Annotated in this window: 15 protein-coding genes; 5 read left to right on the forward strand and 10 right to left on the reverse strand. The window is 61.0% G+C overall.

The genetic code is table 11. The features are described from left to right. Positions 1–2 precede the first annotated feature (2 nt). From PMI26_RS23765 to ppsA, 5 genes are all read right to left on the reverse strand, one after another. On the reverse strand, positions 3–251 hold the full coding sequence (locus tag PMI26_RS23765) for a hypothetical protein (protein WP_007971509.1): 249 nt from the start codon (positions 249–251) through the stop codon (positions 3–5). 62 nt (positions 252–313) lie between these two features. Then, positions 314–1,309, reverse strand: a complete 996-nt coding sequence (locus tag PMI26_RS23760) for a zinc transporter ZntB (RefSeq protein WP_007971510.1) — start codon at positions 1,307–1,309, stop codon at positions 314–316. Between the two features lie 27 nt (positions 1,310–1,336). Then, on the reverse strand, positions 1,337–1,825 hold the full coding sequence (gene rraA / locus PMI26_RS23755) for a ribonuclease E activity regulator RraA (protein ID WP_173900792.1): 489 nt from the start codon (positions 1,823–1,825) through the stop codon (positions 1,337–1,339). Positions 1,826–1,965: 140 nt separating this feature from the next. Further along, on the reverse strand, positions 1,966–2,955 hold the full coding sequence (locus tag PMI26_RS23750) for an alpha/beta fold hydrolase (RefSeq protein WP_015096068.1): 990 nt from the start codon (positions 2,953–2,955) through the stop codon (positions 1,966–1,968). A gap of 218 nt (positions 2,956–3,173) precedes the next feature. Then, positions 3,174–5,549 carry a phosphoenolpyruvate synthase gene (ppsA, locus tag PMI26_RS23745; RefSeq protein ID WP_007971525.1) on the reverse strand — a complete coding sequence of 792 codons (2,376 nt, stop codon included), beginning with the start codon at positions 5,547–5,549 and terminating at the stop codon, positions 3,174–3,176. Positions 5,550–5,723: 174 nt separating this feature from the next. On the opposite strand from ppsA, the gene ppsR reads away from it, so the two are divergent. Then, positions 5,724–6,542, forward strand: a complete 819-nt coding sequence (gene ppsR / locus PMI26_RS23740; RefSeq protein WP_007971527.1) for a posphoenolpyruvate synthetase regulatory kinase/phosphorylase PpsR — start codon at positions 5,724–5,726, stop codon at positions 6,540–6,542. Positions 6,543–6,705: 163 nt separating this feature from the next. Here the strand turns inward: ppsR and prpF are convergent, their stop codons facing one another. The 5 genes from prpF to PMI26_RS23715 all read right to left on the reverse strand — a co-directional run bounded on the left by prpF (position 6,706) and on the right by PMI26_RS23715 (position 13,655). Further along, entirely contained in the window at positions 6,706–7,908 is a 1,203-nt protein-coding gene (prpF, locus tag PMI26_RS23735; protein WP_007971529.1) for a 2-methylaconitate cis-trans isomerase PrpF, read from the reverse strand. A gap of 66 nt (positions 7,909–7,974) precedes the next feature. Further along, positions 7,975–10,569: a Fe/S-dependent 2-methylisocitrate dehydratase AcnD gene (acnD, locus tag PMI26_RS23730; protein ID WP_007971532.1), complete on the reverse strand. Its 2,595-nt coding sequence runs from the start codon at positions 10,567–10,569 to the stop codon at positions 7,975–7,977. A gap of 187 nt (positions 10,570–10,756) precedes the next feature. Next, entirely contained in the window at positions 10,757–11,884 is a 1,128-nt protein-coding gene (gene prpC, locus PMI26_RS23725; RefSeq protein ID WP_007971533.1) for a bifunctional 2-methylcitrate synthase/citrate synthase, read from the reverse strand. A 164-nt stretch (positions 11,885–12,048) separates the two neighbouring features. After that, the gene (prpB, locus tag PMI26_RS23720; RefSeq protein WP_007971535.1) at positions 12,049–12,939 is read right to left on the reverse strand and encodes a methylisocitrate lyase; all 891 of its coding nucleotides are present in this window, start codon (positions 12,937–12,939) and stop codon (positions 12,049–12,051) included. Then, positions 12,936–13,655: a GntR family transcriptional regulator gene (locus tag PMI26_RS23715; RefSeq protein ID WP_007971537.1), complete on the reverse strand. Its 720-nt coding sequence runs from the start codon at positions 13,653–13,655 to the stop codon at positions 12,936–12,938. Before PMI26_RS23715 ends, prpB begins: the two co-directional genes overlap by 4 nt. 296 nt (positions 13,656–13,951) lie before the next feature. On the opposite strand from PMI26_RS23715, the gene rloA reads away from it, so the two are divergent. The 4 genes from rloA to PMI26_RS23695 all read left to right on the forward strand — a co-directional run. Beyond that, positions 13,952–14,488 carry a retropepsin-like aspartic peptidase RloA gene (rloA, locus tag PMI26_RS23710; protein WP_033047506.1) on the forward strand — a complete coding sequence of 179 codons (537 nt, stop codon included), beginning with the start codon at positions 13,952–13,954 and terminating at the stop codon, positions 14,486–14,488. 5 nt (positions 14,489–14,493) lie between these two features. After that, positions 14,494–16,029, forward strand: coding sequence for an osmotic stress tolerance membrane protein RloB (rloB, locus tag PMI26_RS23705; RefSeq protein WP_007971541.1), 1,536 nt, complete (start codon positions 14,494–14,496; stop codon positions 16,027–16,029). Further along, positions 16,029–17,015: an alpha-L-glutamate ligase-like protein gene (locus tag PMI26_RS23700; RefSeq protein WP_007971543.1), complete on the forward strand. Its 987-nt coding sequence runs from the start codon at positions 16,029–16,031 to the stop codon at positions 17,013–17,015. The genes rloB and PMI26_RS23700 overlap by 1 nt, the downstream gene beginning before the upstream one ends. A gap of 238 nt (positions 17,016–17,253) precedes the next feature. Then, positions 17,254–18,226, forward strand: a 973-nt coding sequence (locus tag PMI26_RS23695) for an anthranilate synthase component I family protein (protein WP_007971544.1), incomplete at its 3' end; no start/stop codon positions are given.

An 18,226-nucleotide genomic window follows, 5' to 3' on the forward strand; every position in this document is an offset into this window, starting at 1 on the left:
ATTCAATCAGCCTTATCAGCAGTGCGGGCAGCAGGTTTACGAAGACGGGATACCGGCGAGACATGGGCCGATCCGTTATTCAGGGCGATCATCAGTGCGGGCAACCAGCGCCCCAGCAGACTGAACAAATCACCGGCGCCGACCTGGCGGTTGGCGGTTTTCAGCACACGCCCCAGACACGCATCGTCGTCCCGGGTGGACGGTGAGGCGTTGAGCATGTCGCGCAAAGACTGTTCAAACGGATCGTGCATACGCACCTCTCGTGATGTCTGTGGGAGACGCGGTCAGTTTTGGTCGGGTCACATGCTTTCCCTCAGACCCAGCGCAAACGTCGGAACAACCACCATTGCCCCAGCGCCACCGAGACCATCATCAGGCAGGCGATCAGAAAGCCATAAGGGCTGGCAGAGAACGGAATGCCACCGACGTTGATCCCCAAAAGCCCGGTCAGAAAACTCATGGGCAAAAAGATCCCGGTGATGATCCCGAAGCGATACATCGTGCGATTCATGCGCACGCTCAAGCGACGGTCTTCAGCCTCCAGGACCAGCCCCACCCGCTCCCGGGTCAATTCCAGCTCCTCGAGGTAGCGGGTCAGGCTGTTGTTCAATTCGTTCCAGTAATCACCGTCGTCCTCGACGAACCAGGGCAATTTGATCCGCGTCAACTGACCGAAAATATCCCGCTGCGGAGCGAGAAAACGCTTCAACGCGGCGGCCCTGCGACGGATCTGCAACACGGCGCCGTGTTCCGGCGCATACCGTTCGTCGGCATCGAGCTTTTCTTCTTCCTCATCGACCACTTCCGAGAGGTCGCTGACCAGATCCTGCACCTTGTTGGTGAGGTACTGCGCCATATACAGGATGAGTTCCGAGGCGGTTTTCGGCCCCTTGCCCTCGGACAGTTGCACCATCAACTCGTCAGTGGCGCGCAATGGACGCAAACGCAGGGAAATGACTCGCTGGGCAGAACCGAAGATCCGCACCGACACCATGTCTTCCGGCTCGGCACCGGGGTTCAGATTGACCCCGCGCAAAAATAGCAGCAGTTCGCTGTCCGAAAGCTGTAAAAGTCGCGGACGGGTGTTTTCCTCGAGTAACAGGTCACAGCTGAATTCGCTCAGACCGCTGGATTTGCGTAGCCAGGTCTGGGTTTGCGGATGACTGCGATCCCAGTGCAACCACAGGCTTTCATGGGCCTGCAACTGCAAGTCGTCAAGTTCAGTCCGGGCAATCGAACGCGCACCGCCTCTACCGTCCAGCACCAGGGCATGCACCAGCCCCCATTGCGCGTTTTCTTCCTCGAACATCCGCACTCCTATGGTCTGCAGCCGTTTTTATTCAGGCATTTTCAGCGGGCTGGGCGAGATGATCACGCCGTTGTTGTCCGCATAGATGTAATGGCCCGGATGGAAGGTCACGCCAGCGAAGGTCACGGCAACGTTGAGATCGCCGATACCGCGCTTGTCGGTTTTCATCGGGTGGCTGGCCAGCGCCTGAACCCCCAGGTCGGTTTGCGCGATGACGTCGACGTCACGGATGCAACCATAGATCACCAGGCCTTCCCAGCCATTGCTGGAGGCTTTCTCGGCGAGCATGTCACCCAGCAGCGCGCGGCGCAGGGAACCGCCGCCATCGACCACCAGAACCTTGCCATTGCCCTTGAGCTCGACTTGCTCCTTGACCAGCGAGTTGTCTTCGAAGCACTTGATGGTCACGATTTCGCCGCCGAAGGAATCACGGCCGCCGAAATTGCTGAACATCGGTTCCAGCACCTGCACCAGTTCCGGATAGGCGTCGCACAGGTCAGGCGTGAGGTAATGGATCATCGAGAAACTCCTGTAAAGAGGAAGACAGCACGAACATCAGTGATGACTCAGTCACGCAAAGTGACCGGAACAGCTCAATGCGTCATATCTTAGCCGCAAGCCGACCGGAGCGAAATGCCCTTGTTAGAGCATCAGGCTCAAACCGCCGCGGCCAAATCCCCTTGCTCACCCAACAAGGGTGTCTGCTGATCCGCCAGCCAGCGGGTCACCAACGGCCAGACTTCCGCCTGGGCAGGTTTACTGACGAGCATTTCAACGTGACCGAAATTGTCGCTGAAACCCTGATCACGACCCAGATTGATAAATTGCTTGTGCTCGGAACCGAACTGTTCGAACAGTTTGCGGCACGCCCACGCCGGGTCCTGATGATCACCCGCTGCACTCACGGCGAGCACCGGCAACCTGACCTCGGCCAAGCCGGCCCACCAGTCTTTATCGGCATCGCCAAAACGCCCGAACAGACCGAACCAACGCATGCTTTCCAGGGCCAGGCCGATCGGCTCGTCCTCCGGGCCGCGCTTGAGCCTCGCGCCGGACAACTGGGCAAAACGCTTGAGAATGAAGCGACTGCTCCACTCCACCGGCGGAATCTTCAATGGCCAGTAGGTGCGGCTGACTTGTGTACCGAAAAAAGCCGCCGAGGCCACCACCGGCTCACCGATGTACTCGCCCCCCAGTGCTGCGGCCAGTGTAGTACCGCCCAGCGAGTGACCGATCCAGTGCGGCACCTGCCCGCTCTGTTCGCGGACGAACGCGCCAATGGCCGGCAGATCATAGCGTGCGTAGTCGGCGACCCGGTTCTTGCGGTAGTCGTGGTTACGCTGGGACAGGCCATGGCCGCGCATTTCCGGAATCCAGACGTCGAACCCCAAGCGGGCCAGATAGGCGCCCAACCCCAGCCCCTTGGGAGAGAACCAGAACCGGCGATTGGAAAAGCTGCCGTGCAGCAGGATCACCGGCACGCCACGGGATGACGGCTCATCGGCCATGCCAAGGCGTGTCACAGCCAGTTCGACGGTGAAGTCGGGGCTGTTACCGGGTTTCAAACGATACACATCTTCGCTCAGATCGCCGCGCCGTTCGGCGCTGATCAGGGCGACAGGAAATAGGTTGCTGCTGCTTTGCATAATCTCTTGCACAAAAAAGGGCGGCATCCGGAGGAGCCCGCCCTGCTTGAATCTCTAAAACGTCCGCTCACTGACACTGCATCGCCCCTGTAGGAGCGAGCTTGCTCGCGAAAAACTTCAGGACACCACGTTTATCCAGGATAAACGCGTGATCGTTGACGTCCATCGCGAGCAGGCTCGCTCCTACAAAGGCATGTGAGCGGCCCGTTCACATGGGGTCAAGCCTGCGCCTGACCCTCTGCCAGGAAGAACCAGGTCTCCAGTACGGAGTCCGGGTTCAACGAAACGCTTTCAATGCCCTGCTCCATCAGCCACTTGGCCAGGTCCGGGTGGTCCGAAGGACCCTGACCGCAGATGCCGATGTACTTGCCGGCCTTGTTGCAGGCGGCAATGGCGTTGGCCAGCAGCTTCTTGACCGCCGGATTACGCTCGTCGAACAGGTGCGCGATGATACCGGAATCGCGGTCCAGACCCAGGGTCAGCTGAGTCAGGTCGTTGGAACCGATGGAGAAACCGTCGAAGAACTCGAGGAATTCTTCAGCCAGGATGGCGTTGGACGGCAGTTCGCACATCATGATCACGCGCAGGCCGTTTTCGCCACGGGCCAGACCGTTTTCCGCCAGCAGATCGACCACCTGGCTCGCTTCACCCAGGGTACGAACGAACGGCACCATGATTTCGACGTTGGTCAGGCCCATCTCGTTGCGCACGCGCTTGAGGGCGCGGCATTCGAGTTCGAAGCAGTCGCGGAACGATTCGCTGATGTAACGCGAAGCACCGCGGAAGCCCAGCATCGGGTTCTCTTCTTCCGGCTCGTACAGCTTGCCGCCGATCAGGTTGGCGTATTCGTTGGACTTGAAGTCCGACAGACGCACGATGACCTTCTTCGGCCAGAACGCAGCCGCCAGGGTGCTGATGCCTTCGACCAGTTTCTCGACGTAGAAACCGACCGGATCGTTGTAACCGGCAATACGCTTGTCGACGCTTTCCTTGATGTCCAGCGGCAGACCGTCGTAGTTCAGCAGTGCTTTAGGGTGCACGCCGATCATGCGGTTGATGATGAACTCCAGGCGGGCCAGGCCCACACCGGCGTTCGGCAGTTGGGCGAAGTCGAAGGCGCGGTCCGGGTTGCCGACGTTCATCATGATCTTGAACGGCAGCTCCGGCATGGCATCCACGGAGTTCTTCTTGATGTCGAAGCCCAGTTCACCTTCGAAGATGAAACCGGTGTCGCCTTCAGCGCAGGAAACCGTCACGCCCTGGCCGTCTTTCAACAACTGGGTGGCGTTGCCGCAACCGACTACCGCTGGAATACCCAGTTCACGGGCGATGATCGCCGCGTGGCAAGTACGGCCGCCACGGTTGGTGACGATGGCGCTGGCGCGCTTCATGACCGGTTCCCAGTCCGGGTCGGTCATGTCGGACACCAGTACGTCGCCTGGCTGGACCTTGTCCATCTCGGACACGTCCTTGATGATGCGGACCTTGCCGGCGCCGATGCGCTGGCCGATGGCGCGACCTTCAACCAGCACGGTACCGGTTTCTTTCAACAGGTAACGTTCCATGACGTTGGCCTGGGTGCGGCTCTTCACGGTTTCCGGACGGGCCTGCACGATGTACAGCTTGCCGTCGTCACCGTCCTTGGCCCACTCGATGTCCATCGGGCACTGGTAGTGCTTCTCGATGATCATCGCCTGCTTGGCCAACTCGCTGACTTCAGCGTCGGTCAGGCAGAAACGTGCGCGCTCGGCCTTGTCCACATCGACGGTCTTGACCGAACGACCGGCCTTGGCCTCGTCGCCGTAGATCATCTTGATGGCCTTGCTGCCCAGGTTGCGGCGCAGGATGGCCGGACGACCGGCGGCCAGCGTACCCTTGTGGACGTAGAACTCATCCGGGTTCACCGCACCTTGAACGACGGTTTCACCCAGGCCGTAGGCGCCGGTGATGAACACCACGTCACGGAAGCCCGATTCGGTATCGAGGGTGAACATCACGCCGGCGGTGCCGGTTTCGGAGCGGACCATACGCTGCACGCCGGCCGACAGGGCGACCAGCTTGTGGTCGAAGCCCTGGTGCACGCGGTAGGAAATGGCACGGTCGTTGAACAGCGAGGCGAACACCTCTTTGGCGGCGCGAATGACGTTTTCGACACCACGGATGTTCAGGAAGGTTTCCTGCTGACCGGCGAAGGAAGCGTCCGGCAGGTCTTCGGCGGTAGCGGAAGAACGCACGGCCACGGCCACGTCGGGGTTGCCGGCGGACAGCGTGGCGAACGCGGTACGGATTTCGGCATTCAGTTTTTCAGGGAACTCGGCTTCCATGATCCATTGACGGATCTGGGCACCGGTCTTGGCCAGGGCATTCACGTCATCGACGTCCAGGGCATCGAGTGCGTCGTGAATCTGCTGATTCAGGCCGCTCAGCTCCAGGAAATCACGATAAGCCTGAGCGGTCGTGGCGAAGCCGCCGGGCACCGATACACCGGCACCCGCAAGGTTGCTGATCATCTCGCCCAGGGATGCGTTCTTGCCCCCCACATGCTCAACATCGTGTTTGCCGAGCTTATCGAGGGAAACTACGTACTCTACCAAGGTGATCTCTCCACTAACTGTGTTGGAAAAGCTCAGAAACCGGCTGCTTAAGTGAGCATTTACCGGCTATATGGCCTGGACCTGGAAAATAAGTGAGAATGCGGGCCATTGGCGGCCGGCAAATCGCGCCTATCATATCCAAGATTCGTTACTAGCTTAAGGCCCAAGGTGCAAATGAAACGATCTGCTTTCTTTATCTCCGATGGTACCGGCATTACCGCCGAAACCCTGGGTCAAAGCCTTCTGGCGCAGTTCGAAAACATTACCTTCAGCAAGGTCACGCGGCCGTACATCGACAACGTGGACAAAGCGCGGGCCATGGTACAACAAATCAACAAAGCCGCCGAAACCGACGGTTTCCGTCCGATTATCTTCGACACCATCGTCAATCAGGACATTCGTGAGATTCTCGCCACCTCGAATGGTTTCATGATCGACATTTTCTCGACGTTCCTGGCGCCGCTTGAACAGGAACTGACCGAGCATTCTTCCTACACCGTCGGCAAGTCCCACTCCATCGGCGCCAACACCAATTACATGGAGCGTATCGAGGCCGTCAACTTTGCCCTCGACAACGACGACGGCGCCCGCACGCACTATTACGACAAGGCCGACCTGATACTAGTGGGCGTGTCGCGATGTGGTAAGACGCCGACGTGCCTGTATATGGCGATGCAGTTCGGCATCCGCGCGGCCAACTACCCGCTGACCGAAGACGACATGGAACGCCTGCAACTGCCAAACGCCCTGCGCGCCCACCAACACAAGCTGTTCGGCCTGACCATCGACCCGGACCGCCTCACTGCGATCCGCAACGAGCGCAAGCCCAACAGCCGCTATTCGAGCTACGCCCAGTGCGAGTTCGAGGTGCGCGAGGTCGAGAACCTGTTCCGCCGCGAAAACATTCCGCACATCAACTCCACGCACTTTTCCGTGGAAGAGATCTCCGCGAAGATTCTCGTGGAGAAAGGTGTGGAGCGGCGTTTCAAGTAAATCTCCCGGGCCTGTTCCGGCCCTGTCGCGAACAGGCTCGCTCCAGTGTGGGAGCGGGCTTGCTCGCGAAAGCGGAGTGTCAGTCGACATCAACAATGCCTGACACACCGCTTTCGCGAGCAAGCCCGCTCCCACAGGGTCTTGTGGTGATTTCAGATGCGCGTCAGAAAGAATCCCCCGGCACCCGCACAAACCCTTCCATCAACACCCGCGCACTGCGGCTCATGATCGCCTTGTTCACGGTCCATTCACCATTGACCAGGCTGGCTTCGGCGCCGACGCGCAGGGTGCCGGACGGGTGTCCGAAGCGCACCGCGTTGCGTTCGATACCGCCTGCCGCGAGGTTCACCAGGGTGCCGGAAATCGCTGCAGCCGTACCGATCGCCACGGCCGCCGTGCCCATCATCGCGTGGTGCAACTTGCCCATGGACAACGCACGCACCAGCAGGTCGACATCGCCTGCGGCAATCGCCTTGCCGCTGGACGCCACGTAGTCCGCCGGCTTGGCCACGAAGGCGACTTTCGGCGTGTGTTGGCGCTTGGCCGCTTCGTCGATATTGGCAATCAGGCCCATGCGCAATGCGCCGTAGGCACGGATGGTCTCGAACATCAGCAAGGCTTTCGGGTCGCCGTTGATCGCGCCCTGCAACTCGGTGCCCTTGTAGCCGATGTCTTCGGCATTGACGAAAATCGTCGGGATGCCGGCGTTGATCATGGTCGCCTTGAAGGTGCCGACGCCGGGCACTTCCAGGTCATCGACCAGGTTGCCGGTGGGGAACATCGAACCGCCGCCGCCCTCTTCTTCCGCTGCCGGATCGAGAAACTCGATCTGCACTTCGGCCGCCGGGAAGGTCACGCCGTCGAGTTCGAAATCGCCGGTCTCCTGCACTTCACCATCGGTGATCGGCACGTGGGCAATGATGGTCTTGCCAATGTTGGCCTGCCACACGCGAACCACGGCTACACCGTTATGCGGGATACGGCTGGCGTCCACCAGGCCGTTGCTGACCGCGAACGAACCGACCGCCGCCGACAGGTTGCCGCAGTTGCCGCTCCAGTCGACGAAGGGCTTGTCGATGGACACCTGACCAAACAGGTAATCGACGTCGTGATCGGCCTTGGTGCTTTTCGACAGGATCACGGTTTTGCTGGTGCTGGAGGTCGCGCCGCCCATGCCGTCGATTTGTTTGTCGTACGGGTCGGGGCTGCCGATCACGCGCAGCAGCAACGCGTCGCGGGCCGGACCCGGGACCTGTGCCGCTTCGGGCAAGTCCTTGAGGCTGAAGAACACGCCTTTGCTGGTGCCGCCGCGCATGTAAGTGGCGGGTATCCTTATTTGCTTTGGAAACGTAGCTGCGTGAGCCATGGTGCTCGTTACTCCTGATCTGAAAGCAGACACGGGACTTGAAGTCCCGTGTCTGTGTTGCGTGCGTTAAACGGCAACCGCCGACTCTTCGAGGAAGTCCTGGGCGAAGCGTTGCAGCACGCCGCCGGCCTCGTAGATCGACACTTCTTCGGCGGTGTCGAGGCGGCAGGTCACCGGCACATCGACGCGCTCGCCGTTCTTGCGATGGATCACCAGCGTCAGCTCGGCGCGCGGCGTGCGATCACCGATCACGTCGTAGGTTTCGCTGCCGTCGATGGCCAGGGTGTGGCGGTTGGTGCCTGGCTTGAACTCCAGCGGCAACACGCCCATGCCCACCAGGTTGGTGCGGTGAATGCGCTCGAAACCTTCGGCGGCAATCGCCTCTACACCCGCCAGACGCACGCCCTTGGCCGCCCAGTCGCGGGACGAACCCTGACCGTAGTCGGCACCGGCGATGATGATCAGCGGCTGCTTGCGATCCATGTAGGTTTCGATCGCTTCCCACATGCGCATCACTTTGCCTTCCGGCTCGACACGGGCCAGCGAACCTTGCTTGACCTTGCCGTTTTCCAGAACCATTTCGTTGAACAGTTTCGGGTTGGCGAAGGTGGCGCGCTGCGCCGTCAGGTGGTCACCGCGGTGAGTCGCGTAAGAGTTGAAGTCCTCTTCCGGCAGGCCCATTTTCGCCAGGTATTCGCCGGCGGCGCTGTCCATCATGATCGCGTTGGACGGCGACAGGTGATCGGTGGTGATGTTGTCCGGCAGCACCGCCAACGGACGCATGCCCTTGAGCGGACGGGCACCGGCCAACGCGCCTTCCCAGTACGGCGGACGGCGGATGTAGGTGCTCATTTCACGCCACTCGTACAGCGGCGCGACTTTCGGGCCGGTGTCTTCGTGGATGGCGAACATCGGGATGTACACCTGGCGGAACTGCTCCGGTTTCACCGACGCCTTGACCACCGCGTCGATTTCTTCGTCGCTTGGCCAGATGTCTTTCAGGCGGATTTCCTTGCCATCCACCACGCCCAGCACGTCTTTTTCGATGTCGAAACGGATGGTGCCGGCAATCGCATACGCAACCACCAAGGGCGGCGACGCGAGGAACGCTTGCTTGGCGTACGGGTGAATCCGGCCGTCGAAGTTACGGTTGCCGGACAATACCGCAGTGGCGTACAGGTCGCGGTCGATGATCTCTTGCTGGATCACCGGGTCCAGTGCGCCGGACATGCCGTTGCACGTGGTGCAGGCGAAAGCCACGACGCCGAAGCCGAGCTTGTCCAGTTCTTCGGTCAGGCCTGCTTCATCGAGGTACAGCGCCACGGTTTTCGAGCCCGGTGCCAGGGACGACTTGACCCAAGGCTTGCGGGTCAGGCCGAGCTTGTTGGCGTTGCGCGCCAGCAGGCCGGCGGCGATCACGTTGCGCGGGTTGCTGGTGTTGGTGCAGCTGGTGATGGCGGCGATGATCACCGCGCCGTCCGGCATTTGCCCGGGCACATCGTCCCACTGACCGGAGATGCCTTTGGCGGCCAGATCCGAAACCGCCACACGGGCGTGCGGGTTGCTCGGGCCGGCCATGTTGCGCACGACCGAGGACAGATCGAAAGTCAGGCCGCGCTCGTACTGCGCGCCTTTAAGGCTGTCAGCCCACAGGCCGACCTGCCTGGCGTAGTTCTCGACCAGTTGCACCTGCTCGTCTTCACGGCCGGTGAGCTTGAGGTAGTCGATGGTCTGCTGGTCGATGTAGAACATCGCCGCCGTGGCGCCGTATTCCGGGGCCATGTTGGAGATGGTCGCGCGGTCGCCGAGGGTCAGCGCCGAGGCGCCTTCGCCGAAGAACTCCAGCCATGCGCCAACGACTTTTTGCTTGCGCAGGAACTCGGTCAGCGCCAGCACCATGTCGGTGGCGGTGATGCCCGGTTGCAGCTTGCCGGTCAGTTCGACGCCAACGCTTTCCGGCAGACGCATCCAGGATGCGCGGCCGAGCATCACGCTTTCGGCTTCGAGACCACCGACACCGATGGCGATCACGCCCAGCGCATCGACGTGCGGGGTGTGGCTGTCGGTACCGACGCAGGTATCAGGGAAGGCCACACCGTCACGCACCTGGATCACCGGAGACATTTTCTCCAGGTTGATCTGGTGCATGATGCCGTTGCCCGGCGGGATCACATCGACGTTCTTGAACGCCTTCTTGGTCCAGTTGATGAAGTGGAAGCGGTCTTCGTTGCGACGGTCTTCGATGGCGCGGTTCTTTTCGAACGCGTCCGGATCGAAGCCACCGCGCTCGACGGCCAGGGAGTGGTCGACGATCAGTTGGGTCGGCACCACCGGGTTGACTTGCGCCGGGTCACCGCCTTGCAGGGCGATGGCGTCACGCAGGCCGGCGAGGTCGACCAGCGCGGTCTGGCCGAGAATGTCGTGGCACACCACGCGAGCCGGGAACCACGGGAAATCGAGGTCGCGCTTGCGCTCGATGAATTGTTTCAGGGATTCGGTGAGCGTGGCCGGGTCGCAGCGACGCACAAGGTTTTCCGCCAGCACACGGGAGGTGTACGGCAGGGTGTCGTAGGCGCCAGGCTGGATCGCCTCGACCGCTGCGCGGACATCGAAGTAATCCAGGTGGCTGCCAGGTAGCGGTTTACGGAATTGTGTGTTCATCGTCAGGACTCGGTCACGGTAGTTACAAAAGGTGGGGCCTGGCACAGTTTCCGAGTTGAGCACGGACCTCTGTAGGAGCTGCCGCAGGCTGCGATCTTTTGATCTTCAAAAAGCAAAGATCGCAGCCTGCGGCAGCTCCTACAGGGTCACCGGTTCATTCAGTGACCTGTGCAGGCATTCCCACCATTCAGCGCTGTTCGATTGGCACGAACTTGCGCTGCTCAACGCCGGTGTATTCGGCGCTTGGACGGATGATGCGGTTGTTGGCGCGTTGTTCGTACACGTGTGCAGCCCAGCCGGTCAGGCGCGAGCAGACGAAGATCGGTGTGAACAACTTGGTCGGGATGCCCATGAAGTGGTACGCCGAGGCATGGTAGAAGTCGGCGTTCGGGAACAGCTTCTTCTGCTCCCACATGGTCTTGTCGATGGCTTCGGAGACCGGGAACAACACCTTGTCGCCCACTTCGTCGGCGAGCTTTTTCGACCAGCCCTTGATCACCTCGTTGCGCGGATCGTTGTCCTTATAGATCGCGTGGCCGAAGCCCATGATCTTGTCCTTGCGCTCCAGCATGCCGAGGGTGCCCTTGATCGCGTCTTCCGGCGACGAGAAACGCTCGATCATTTCCATCGCCGCTTCGTTGGCGCCGCCGTGCAGCGGGCCGCGCAGCGAGCCGATGGCCGCGGTGATGCACGAATAGAGGTCGGACAGGGTCGATGCGCAGACACGTGCGGTGAAGGTCGACGCGTTGAACTCGTGCTCCGCGTAGAGGATCAGCGAAACGTTCATCACCTTGACGTGCAGCTCGCTTGGTTTCTTGCCGTGCAACAGGTGCAGGAAGTGGCCGCCGATGGACTGCTCGTCGCTGACGCAATCGATTCGCTTGCCTTCGTGGCTGAAGCGATACCAGTAAGTCATGATCGCCGGGAACGCGGCCAGCAGGCGGTCGGTCTTGTCGTGCTGCTCGGAGAAATTGTTCTCCGGCTCCAGGTTGCCCAGGAACGAGCAGCCCGTGCGCATCACGTCCATCGGGTGGGCGTCGGCGGGGATGCGTTCCAGCACTTCCTTGAGCGCTTGCGGCAGGTCACGCAGCTTGCTCAGCTTGGCGATGTAGGCGTTCAGTTGCGCCTTGCTCGGCAGTTCGCCGTACAGCAGCAGGTAGGCAACTTCTTCGAACTGTGCGTCAGCCGCCAGTTCACGTACGTCATAACCACGATAGGTCAGACCGGCACCCGACTGGCCCACGGTGGACAGTGCGGTTTGCCCGGCTACCTGGCCACGGAGCCCGGCGCCACTGAGTACTTTTGCTTCGGCCATTGCTGTCTCCAGTTTTCTTGAATTTTTTAGGGGAAACTCATTGCTCTTCTGTGGGAGCGAGCCTGCTCGCGATGGTGGACGGCACACCGCGGGGTATCAGGCTTCCCGCGTCATCGTTGACGTCTATCGCGAGCAAGCTCGCTCCTACAGGTACAGGGTGTTCGTTACTTCTTCGCGGCAAACAACGCATCGAGCTTCTGCTCGAAGGTGTGGTAGTCGATGCGATCGTAAAGCTCCATGCGCGTCTGCATGGTGTCGATGACATTCGCCTGCGTGCCATCGCGGCGCAGTGCGGTGTAGACGTTTTCCGCGGCCTTGTTCATGGCGCGGAAGGCCGACAGCGGGTACAGCACCAGCGACACGTCGACAGCGGCGAGTTGCTCGGTGGTGTACAGCGGGGTCGCGCCGAATTCGGTGATGTTGGCCAGGATCGGCGCTTTCACGCGGCTGGCGAACAGCTTGTACATGTCGAGTTCGGTGATGGCTTCCGGAAAAATCATGTCGGCGCCGGCTTCGATGCAGGCAGCGGCGCGATCCAGGGCAGACTCCAGGCCTTCCACCGCCAGGGCGTCGGTACGGGCCATGATCACGAAGCTGTCGTCGGTACGGGCATCGACGGCGGCCTTGATGCGGTCGACCATTTCCTGCTGGGTCACGATCTCTTTATTAGGACGGTGGCCGCAGCGCTTGGCGCCAACCTGGTCTTCGATGTGAATCGCCGCCGCGCCAAACTTGATCATCGACTTGACGGTACGAGCGACGTTGAACGCCGAGGAACCGAAACCGGTGTCCACGTCCACCAGCAATGGCAGATCGCAGACGTCGGTGATACGGCGCACGTCGGTCAGCACGTCATCCAGGCCGGTGATGCCCAGGTCAGGCAAGCCGAGGGAGCCGGCAGCCACCCCGCCACCCGACAGGTAGATCGCCTTGAAACCGGCGCGCTTGGCCAGCAGCGCATGGTTGGCATTGATTGCGCCGACCACTTGCAGTGGATGTTCGCTGGCGACCGCATCGCGGAAACGCTGGCCTGGTGTGCTCTTGTTCAAACTCATGACTCACCTCGTTTGGCTGTCGGGTTGACGCCGTCCTGGTAATGACGGGCGATATTGCGTTTGGAGGCGCCGATGTGACGGCGCATCAACAACTCGGCCAGCTCACCGTCACGGTCGGCGATGGCATCGAGAATGCGGTGGTGCTCGGCGAACGCCTGGTGCGGGCGATTGGGCGTGGTGGAAAACTGGATGCGGTACATGCGCACCAATTGATAGAGCTCGCCGCAGAGCATTTGGGTCAGCGTGCGGTTGCCGCTGCCCTGGATGATTCGGTAATGGAAGTCGAAATCGCCTTCCTGCTGGTAGTAGCCCCGACCTGCCTGGAATGCCTCATCGCGCTCATGGGTTTCCAGCACCCGACGCAGCTCGTCGATTTCCTCGAGGCTCATGCGCTCGGCGGCCAGGCGACAGGCCATGCCTTCCAGGGATTCGCGGATTTCGTAGAGTTCAAGCAGCTCGGCATGATTGAGCGACACCACCCGCGCCCCGACATGCGGCACGCGTACCAGCAGGCGCTGGCCTTCCAGGCGATGGATGGCCTCGCGCAGCGGGCCACGGCTGATGCCGTAGGTACGCGCCAGCTCCGGTTCGGAGATTTTGCTGCCCGGCGCGATCTCGCCTTTGACGATAGCCGCCTGAATGCGGCGGAAGACGTTCTCGGAAAGTGTCTCCGTATCGTCTTGCGTAGAAACCGGGGGATCGAGTTGATCCAGCATATTGTCGACACCTTGTGAGCCAATGCCGCAAAAACTAACGAATAACGGGAGCTCAGTCAAAGGATAAATCGATATTGTCGACAATCTTCTGATAACCGGTTGCACCATAACGAAGCAACCTGCTGGTTCATAGCCACCGGCCAGCGCTGGCGCCATCAAACCACCGTGCTAGAATGCCGCCGCATTTGTTTGTCACATCTGCACTGCCTGTCATAAAAACCTGCCAGGCATACGAGGGAGCTTGCGCAGCGATGCCAGGGCCTTGAATCAAGTCGGACCGCTGCGCACCAGGATTTATGAGACTCAAGCCCTTCCCTGCTTTCCTTTTTTTACTTTGCCTGCCCGGGTTCGCCATGGCCGGGGAAAAGACTGTGTATGGCCTCAATGAGTACGCATCGCTCAATGGCATCGACCTGGAAGTGGCGGCCAAGCTCGACACCGGGGCGAAAACCGCTTCCCTGAGTGCACGGGACATCAAACGTTTCAAACGCAACGGCGAATCCTGGGTGCGGTTTTACCTGGCCATCGACGCCGCCCATTCGCATCCGATCGAACGCCCGCTGGCCCGTGTCAGCAAGATCAAGCGCCGGGCCGGCGACTACGACCCCGAGGAAGGCAAGAAGTACACCGCCCGCCCCGTGATCGAACTGGACATCTGCATGGGCTCGGCCCTGCGCAGCATCGAAGTGAACCTGACCGACCGCAGCGCGTTCCAATACCCGCTCCTGATTGGCTCCGAAGCGCTCAAGCGTTTCGATGCCCTGGTTGACCCCAGCCTTAAATATGCTGCCGGCAAACCCGCCTGCACCACCGACGCTCATACCGCCGAGTAATTCAAATGCGCTCTCTTACCCTTCATCTGAAACTGCTGATCGCCATCCTGGTGGTGCTGGGCATTTCAGTTACGGCCTATCAGATCTTCGTGCTGGGCATCCCGGTGACCGAAGACGCCACTGACGACCTGTGGAACATTGACGCCAAGGTCGAGTTCGTCGCCAGCGCCAAGGATCCGGTCAAGATCCAGATGTTCGTGCCACCGCTGAGCCGCGACTTCGTCAGCCTCAACGAGAGCTTCATCTCCAATAATTACGGCGTGGCCGTGAACCGGGTCGACGGCAACCGCAAGGTCACCTGGTCGGCACGCCGGGCCAAAGGCAATCAGACGCTGTACTACCGCCTGGTGCTGACCAAGCGTTATTCCGGCGAGAAGGCCAAGATCAAAGGCCCGACCTTTCGCGACAGCATCACCATCGAAGGCCCGGAAAAAATCGCCGCCGAAGCCCTGCTCGCACCGATTCGCCAGCACTCGGCCGACGTCGAAACCTTCGTCGGCGAAGCCATCAAGCGGGTCAACAACCTCAACGACGACAATGTGAAACTGTTGCTGGCCGGTGATCCATCCACCGCGCACAAGGCGAAAACCGTCGAGCTGCTGCTGTCCATCGCCCACGTGCCGATCGAGAAGGTCCACACCATCCGCCTGGTGGCCGACCAGCCGCAAACACCGGAACTGTGGCTTCGCAGTTTCAATGGCACCGACTGGTTGTACTTCAACCCGGAAACCGGTGAGCAAGGGCTGCCAACCGACCGCCTGCTGTGGTGGACCGGCGACGAAAACCTGATCACCGTCGATGGCGGCAAGAAAGCCAACGTGACCTTCAGCCTGAACAACAGCGAAATGAACGCCATTCGCCTGGCCAAGCTGACCGACGAAAACACCGACGCCAACTTCCTCGAGTACTCGTTGTACGGCCTGCCGCTGCAAACCCAGCAGACCTTCATGATCATGGTCATGATCCCGATCGGCGTGCTGGTGATCCTGATCCTGCGCAACCTGATCGGCATCCAGACCCTGGGCACCTTCACCCCGGTGCTGATCGCCCTGGCCTTCCGCGAAACCCAGCTTGGCTTCGGTATCATGCTGTTTACCATCATCACGGCGCTGGGCCTGTCGCTGCGCTCCTATCTCGAACACCTCAAACTGCAAATGCTGCCGAGACTGTCGGTGGTACTGACGTTCGTGGTGGTATTGATTGCGGCCATCAGCCTGTTCAGCCACAAACTCGGCCTGGAGCGCGGCTTGTCGGTGGCGCTGTTCCCGATGGTGATCCTGACCATGACCATCGAACGCCTGTCGATCACCTGGGAGGAACGCGGCGGCGGCCATGCGATGAAAGTCGCTATCGGCACGCTGTTCGCCGCGTCCCTGGCGCACCTGATCATGACCGTGCCGGAACTGGTGTACTTCGTGTTCACTTTCCCGGCGATCCTGCTGATCCTGGTGGGCTTCATGCTGGCCATGGGTCGTTATCGCGGCTATCGCCTGACCGAACTGGTGCGTTTCAAGGCCTTCCTGAAAAAGGCTGACGCCTGATGTTCGGCTTCTGGAAGACCTGGAAGGCCCTGGAAGCCCGGGGCATCATGGGGATCAATCGGCGCAACGCAGACTACGTGCTCAAGTACAACAAGCGCAGCCTGTACCCGATCGTCGATGACAAGATCATCACCAAGGAGCGCGCCATCGCCGCCGGCATCCATGTGCCCGAGCTCTATGGCGTGATTTCCACCGAGAAGGAAATCGACAACCTCGAAGAGATCATCGGCGCCCGCAATGACTTCGTGATCAAACCGGCCCAGGGCGCTGGCGGCGATGGCATCCTGGTCATCGCCGACCGCTTCGAAGGGCGCTATCGCACGGTGTCCGGCCGGATCATCAGCCATGAAGAAATCGAGCACCAGATTTCCAGCATCCTGACCGGCCTGTATTCCCTGGGCGGTCATCGCGACCGGGCGCTGATCGAATACCGCGTGATTCCGGACCAGATCTTCAAGAGCATCAGCTACGAAGGCGTACCGGACATCCGCATCATTGTCTTGATGGGTTACCCAGTGATGGCCATGTTGCGCCTGCCGACGCGCCAGTCCAACGGCAAGGCCAACCTGCACCAGGGCGCCATCGGCGTCGGCGTGGACCTGGCCACCGGCCTGACCCTGCGTGGCACCTGGCTGAACAACATCATCAACAAACACCCGGACACCACCAACGCGGTGGATGGCGTGCAACTGCCCTACTGGGACGGTTTCATGAAACTCGCCGCCGGTTGTTATGAGTTGTGCGGGCTGGGCTACATCGGTGTCGACATGGTCCTGGACCAGGAAAAAGGCCCGCTGATCCTTGAACTCAACGCCCGGCCGGGGCTGAATATCCAGATTGCCAATGACTGCGGGCTGACGTTGCGTACCCATGCAGTCGAGGCGCGGCTGGAAGACCTGAAGGCCCGCGGCGCGACCGAAACGGTCGAAGAGCGCGTGGCGTTTGTGCAAGAGATGTTCGGGCATATTCCTGCGGTCGAGGGTTGATCCAGAACCGAGTCGCCTCTTTCGCGAGCAGGCTCGCTCCCACAAGAGCAGCACTGAACCCTGTGGGAGCGAGCTTGCTCGCGATGGACCAGAGAGCGCCACGGGGTGTCAGGCTCCCAGCGTCATCGTTCACGCCCATCGCGAGCAAGCTCGCTCCTACACGACATCCCCCTCTAGGAGCAATTCCCCGAGAGGACTACAATCGCCACCCCGCCTCGATGGCTGATCTCCCCCGCCCATGCTGACCTGCTCCGTACACCCGCTGCCCTATCGCGCCAACCCCGCCCACTACTTCGCGGCGATTCGCCATGCCCCCGGCGCCGTGCTGCTCGACAGCGGCCGCCCCAGCGCCGACCGCGGCCGCTATGACCTGCTCAGCGCCTGGCCGCTGGAACAACTGACGGTAGCGCCCGACGAAAGTGGCGAGGCTTTCCTGCAACGCCTGCGCGATAACCTGACGCGCCTCGGCGAAGCCTCCTTGCCGGCACCCTATGAGTTGCCGTTTGCCGGCGGGTTGATCGGCTACCTGAGTTACGACTTCGGCCGACATCTGGAGCGCCTGCCGAGCCAGGCCAGTGACGACCTCCATCTGCCCGACGCGCGTTTCGGCCTGTATGGCTGGGCATTGGTCAGCGATCACCTTGCGCTGACCAGCCAGCTGGTATTCCACCCGACCCTGCCCGACAGCGAGCGTCAGCGCCTGATCGAGCTGTTCAGCCAACCGGCACCGGAAGCGGTCGCGCCCTTCAAGCTGCTCACCCCGATGACCGCCGACTTGAGCGCTGACCTGTATCAACAGGCCATCGAGCGAATCCAGCAGTACATTCAGGCTGGTGACTGTTACCAGGTCAATTTCGCCCAGCGTTTTCGAGCGCCCTGCCAGGGTGACTCGTGGGCCGCCTACTGCGCCTTGCGCGAAGCGTGCCCGACGCCTTTTTCCGGCTTCCAGAGCTTGCCTGACGGCAATGCCGTCCTCAGCCTGTCGCCGGAACGCTTCGTCAAAGTCAGCCAGCGCCATGTGGAAACCCGCCCGATCAAGGGCACTCGGCCCAGGGGCCTGACGCCTGAGCAAGACGCCGCGAACGCCGCCGAACTGCTGGCCAGCCCGAAGGACCGCGCGGAAAACCTGATGATCGTTGACCTGCTGCGCAACGATCTCGGCCGGACCTGCCGCATCGGCTCCGGCCCGGTTCCGGGCGTGTTCACCCCTG

Origin of the sequence: Pseudomonas sp. GM33 (assembly GCF_000282295.1) — a bacterium.
GTDB classification, from domain to species: domain Bacteria; phylum Pseudomonadota; class Gammaproteobacteria; order Pseudomonadales; family Pseudomonadaceae; genus Aquipseudomonas; species Aquipseudomonas laurylsulfatiphila.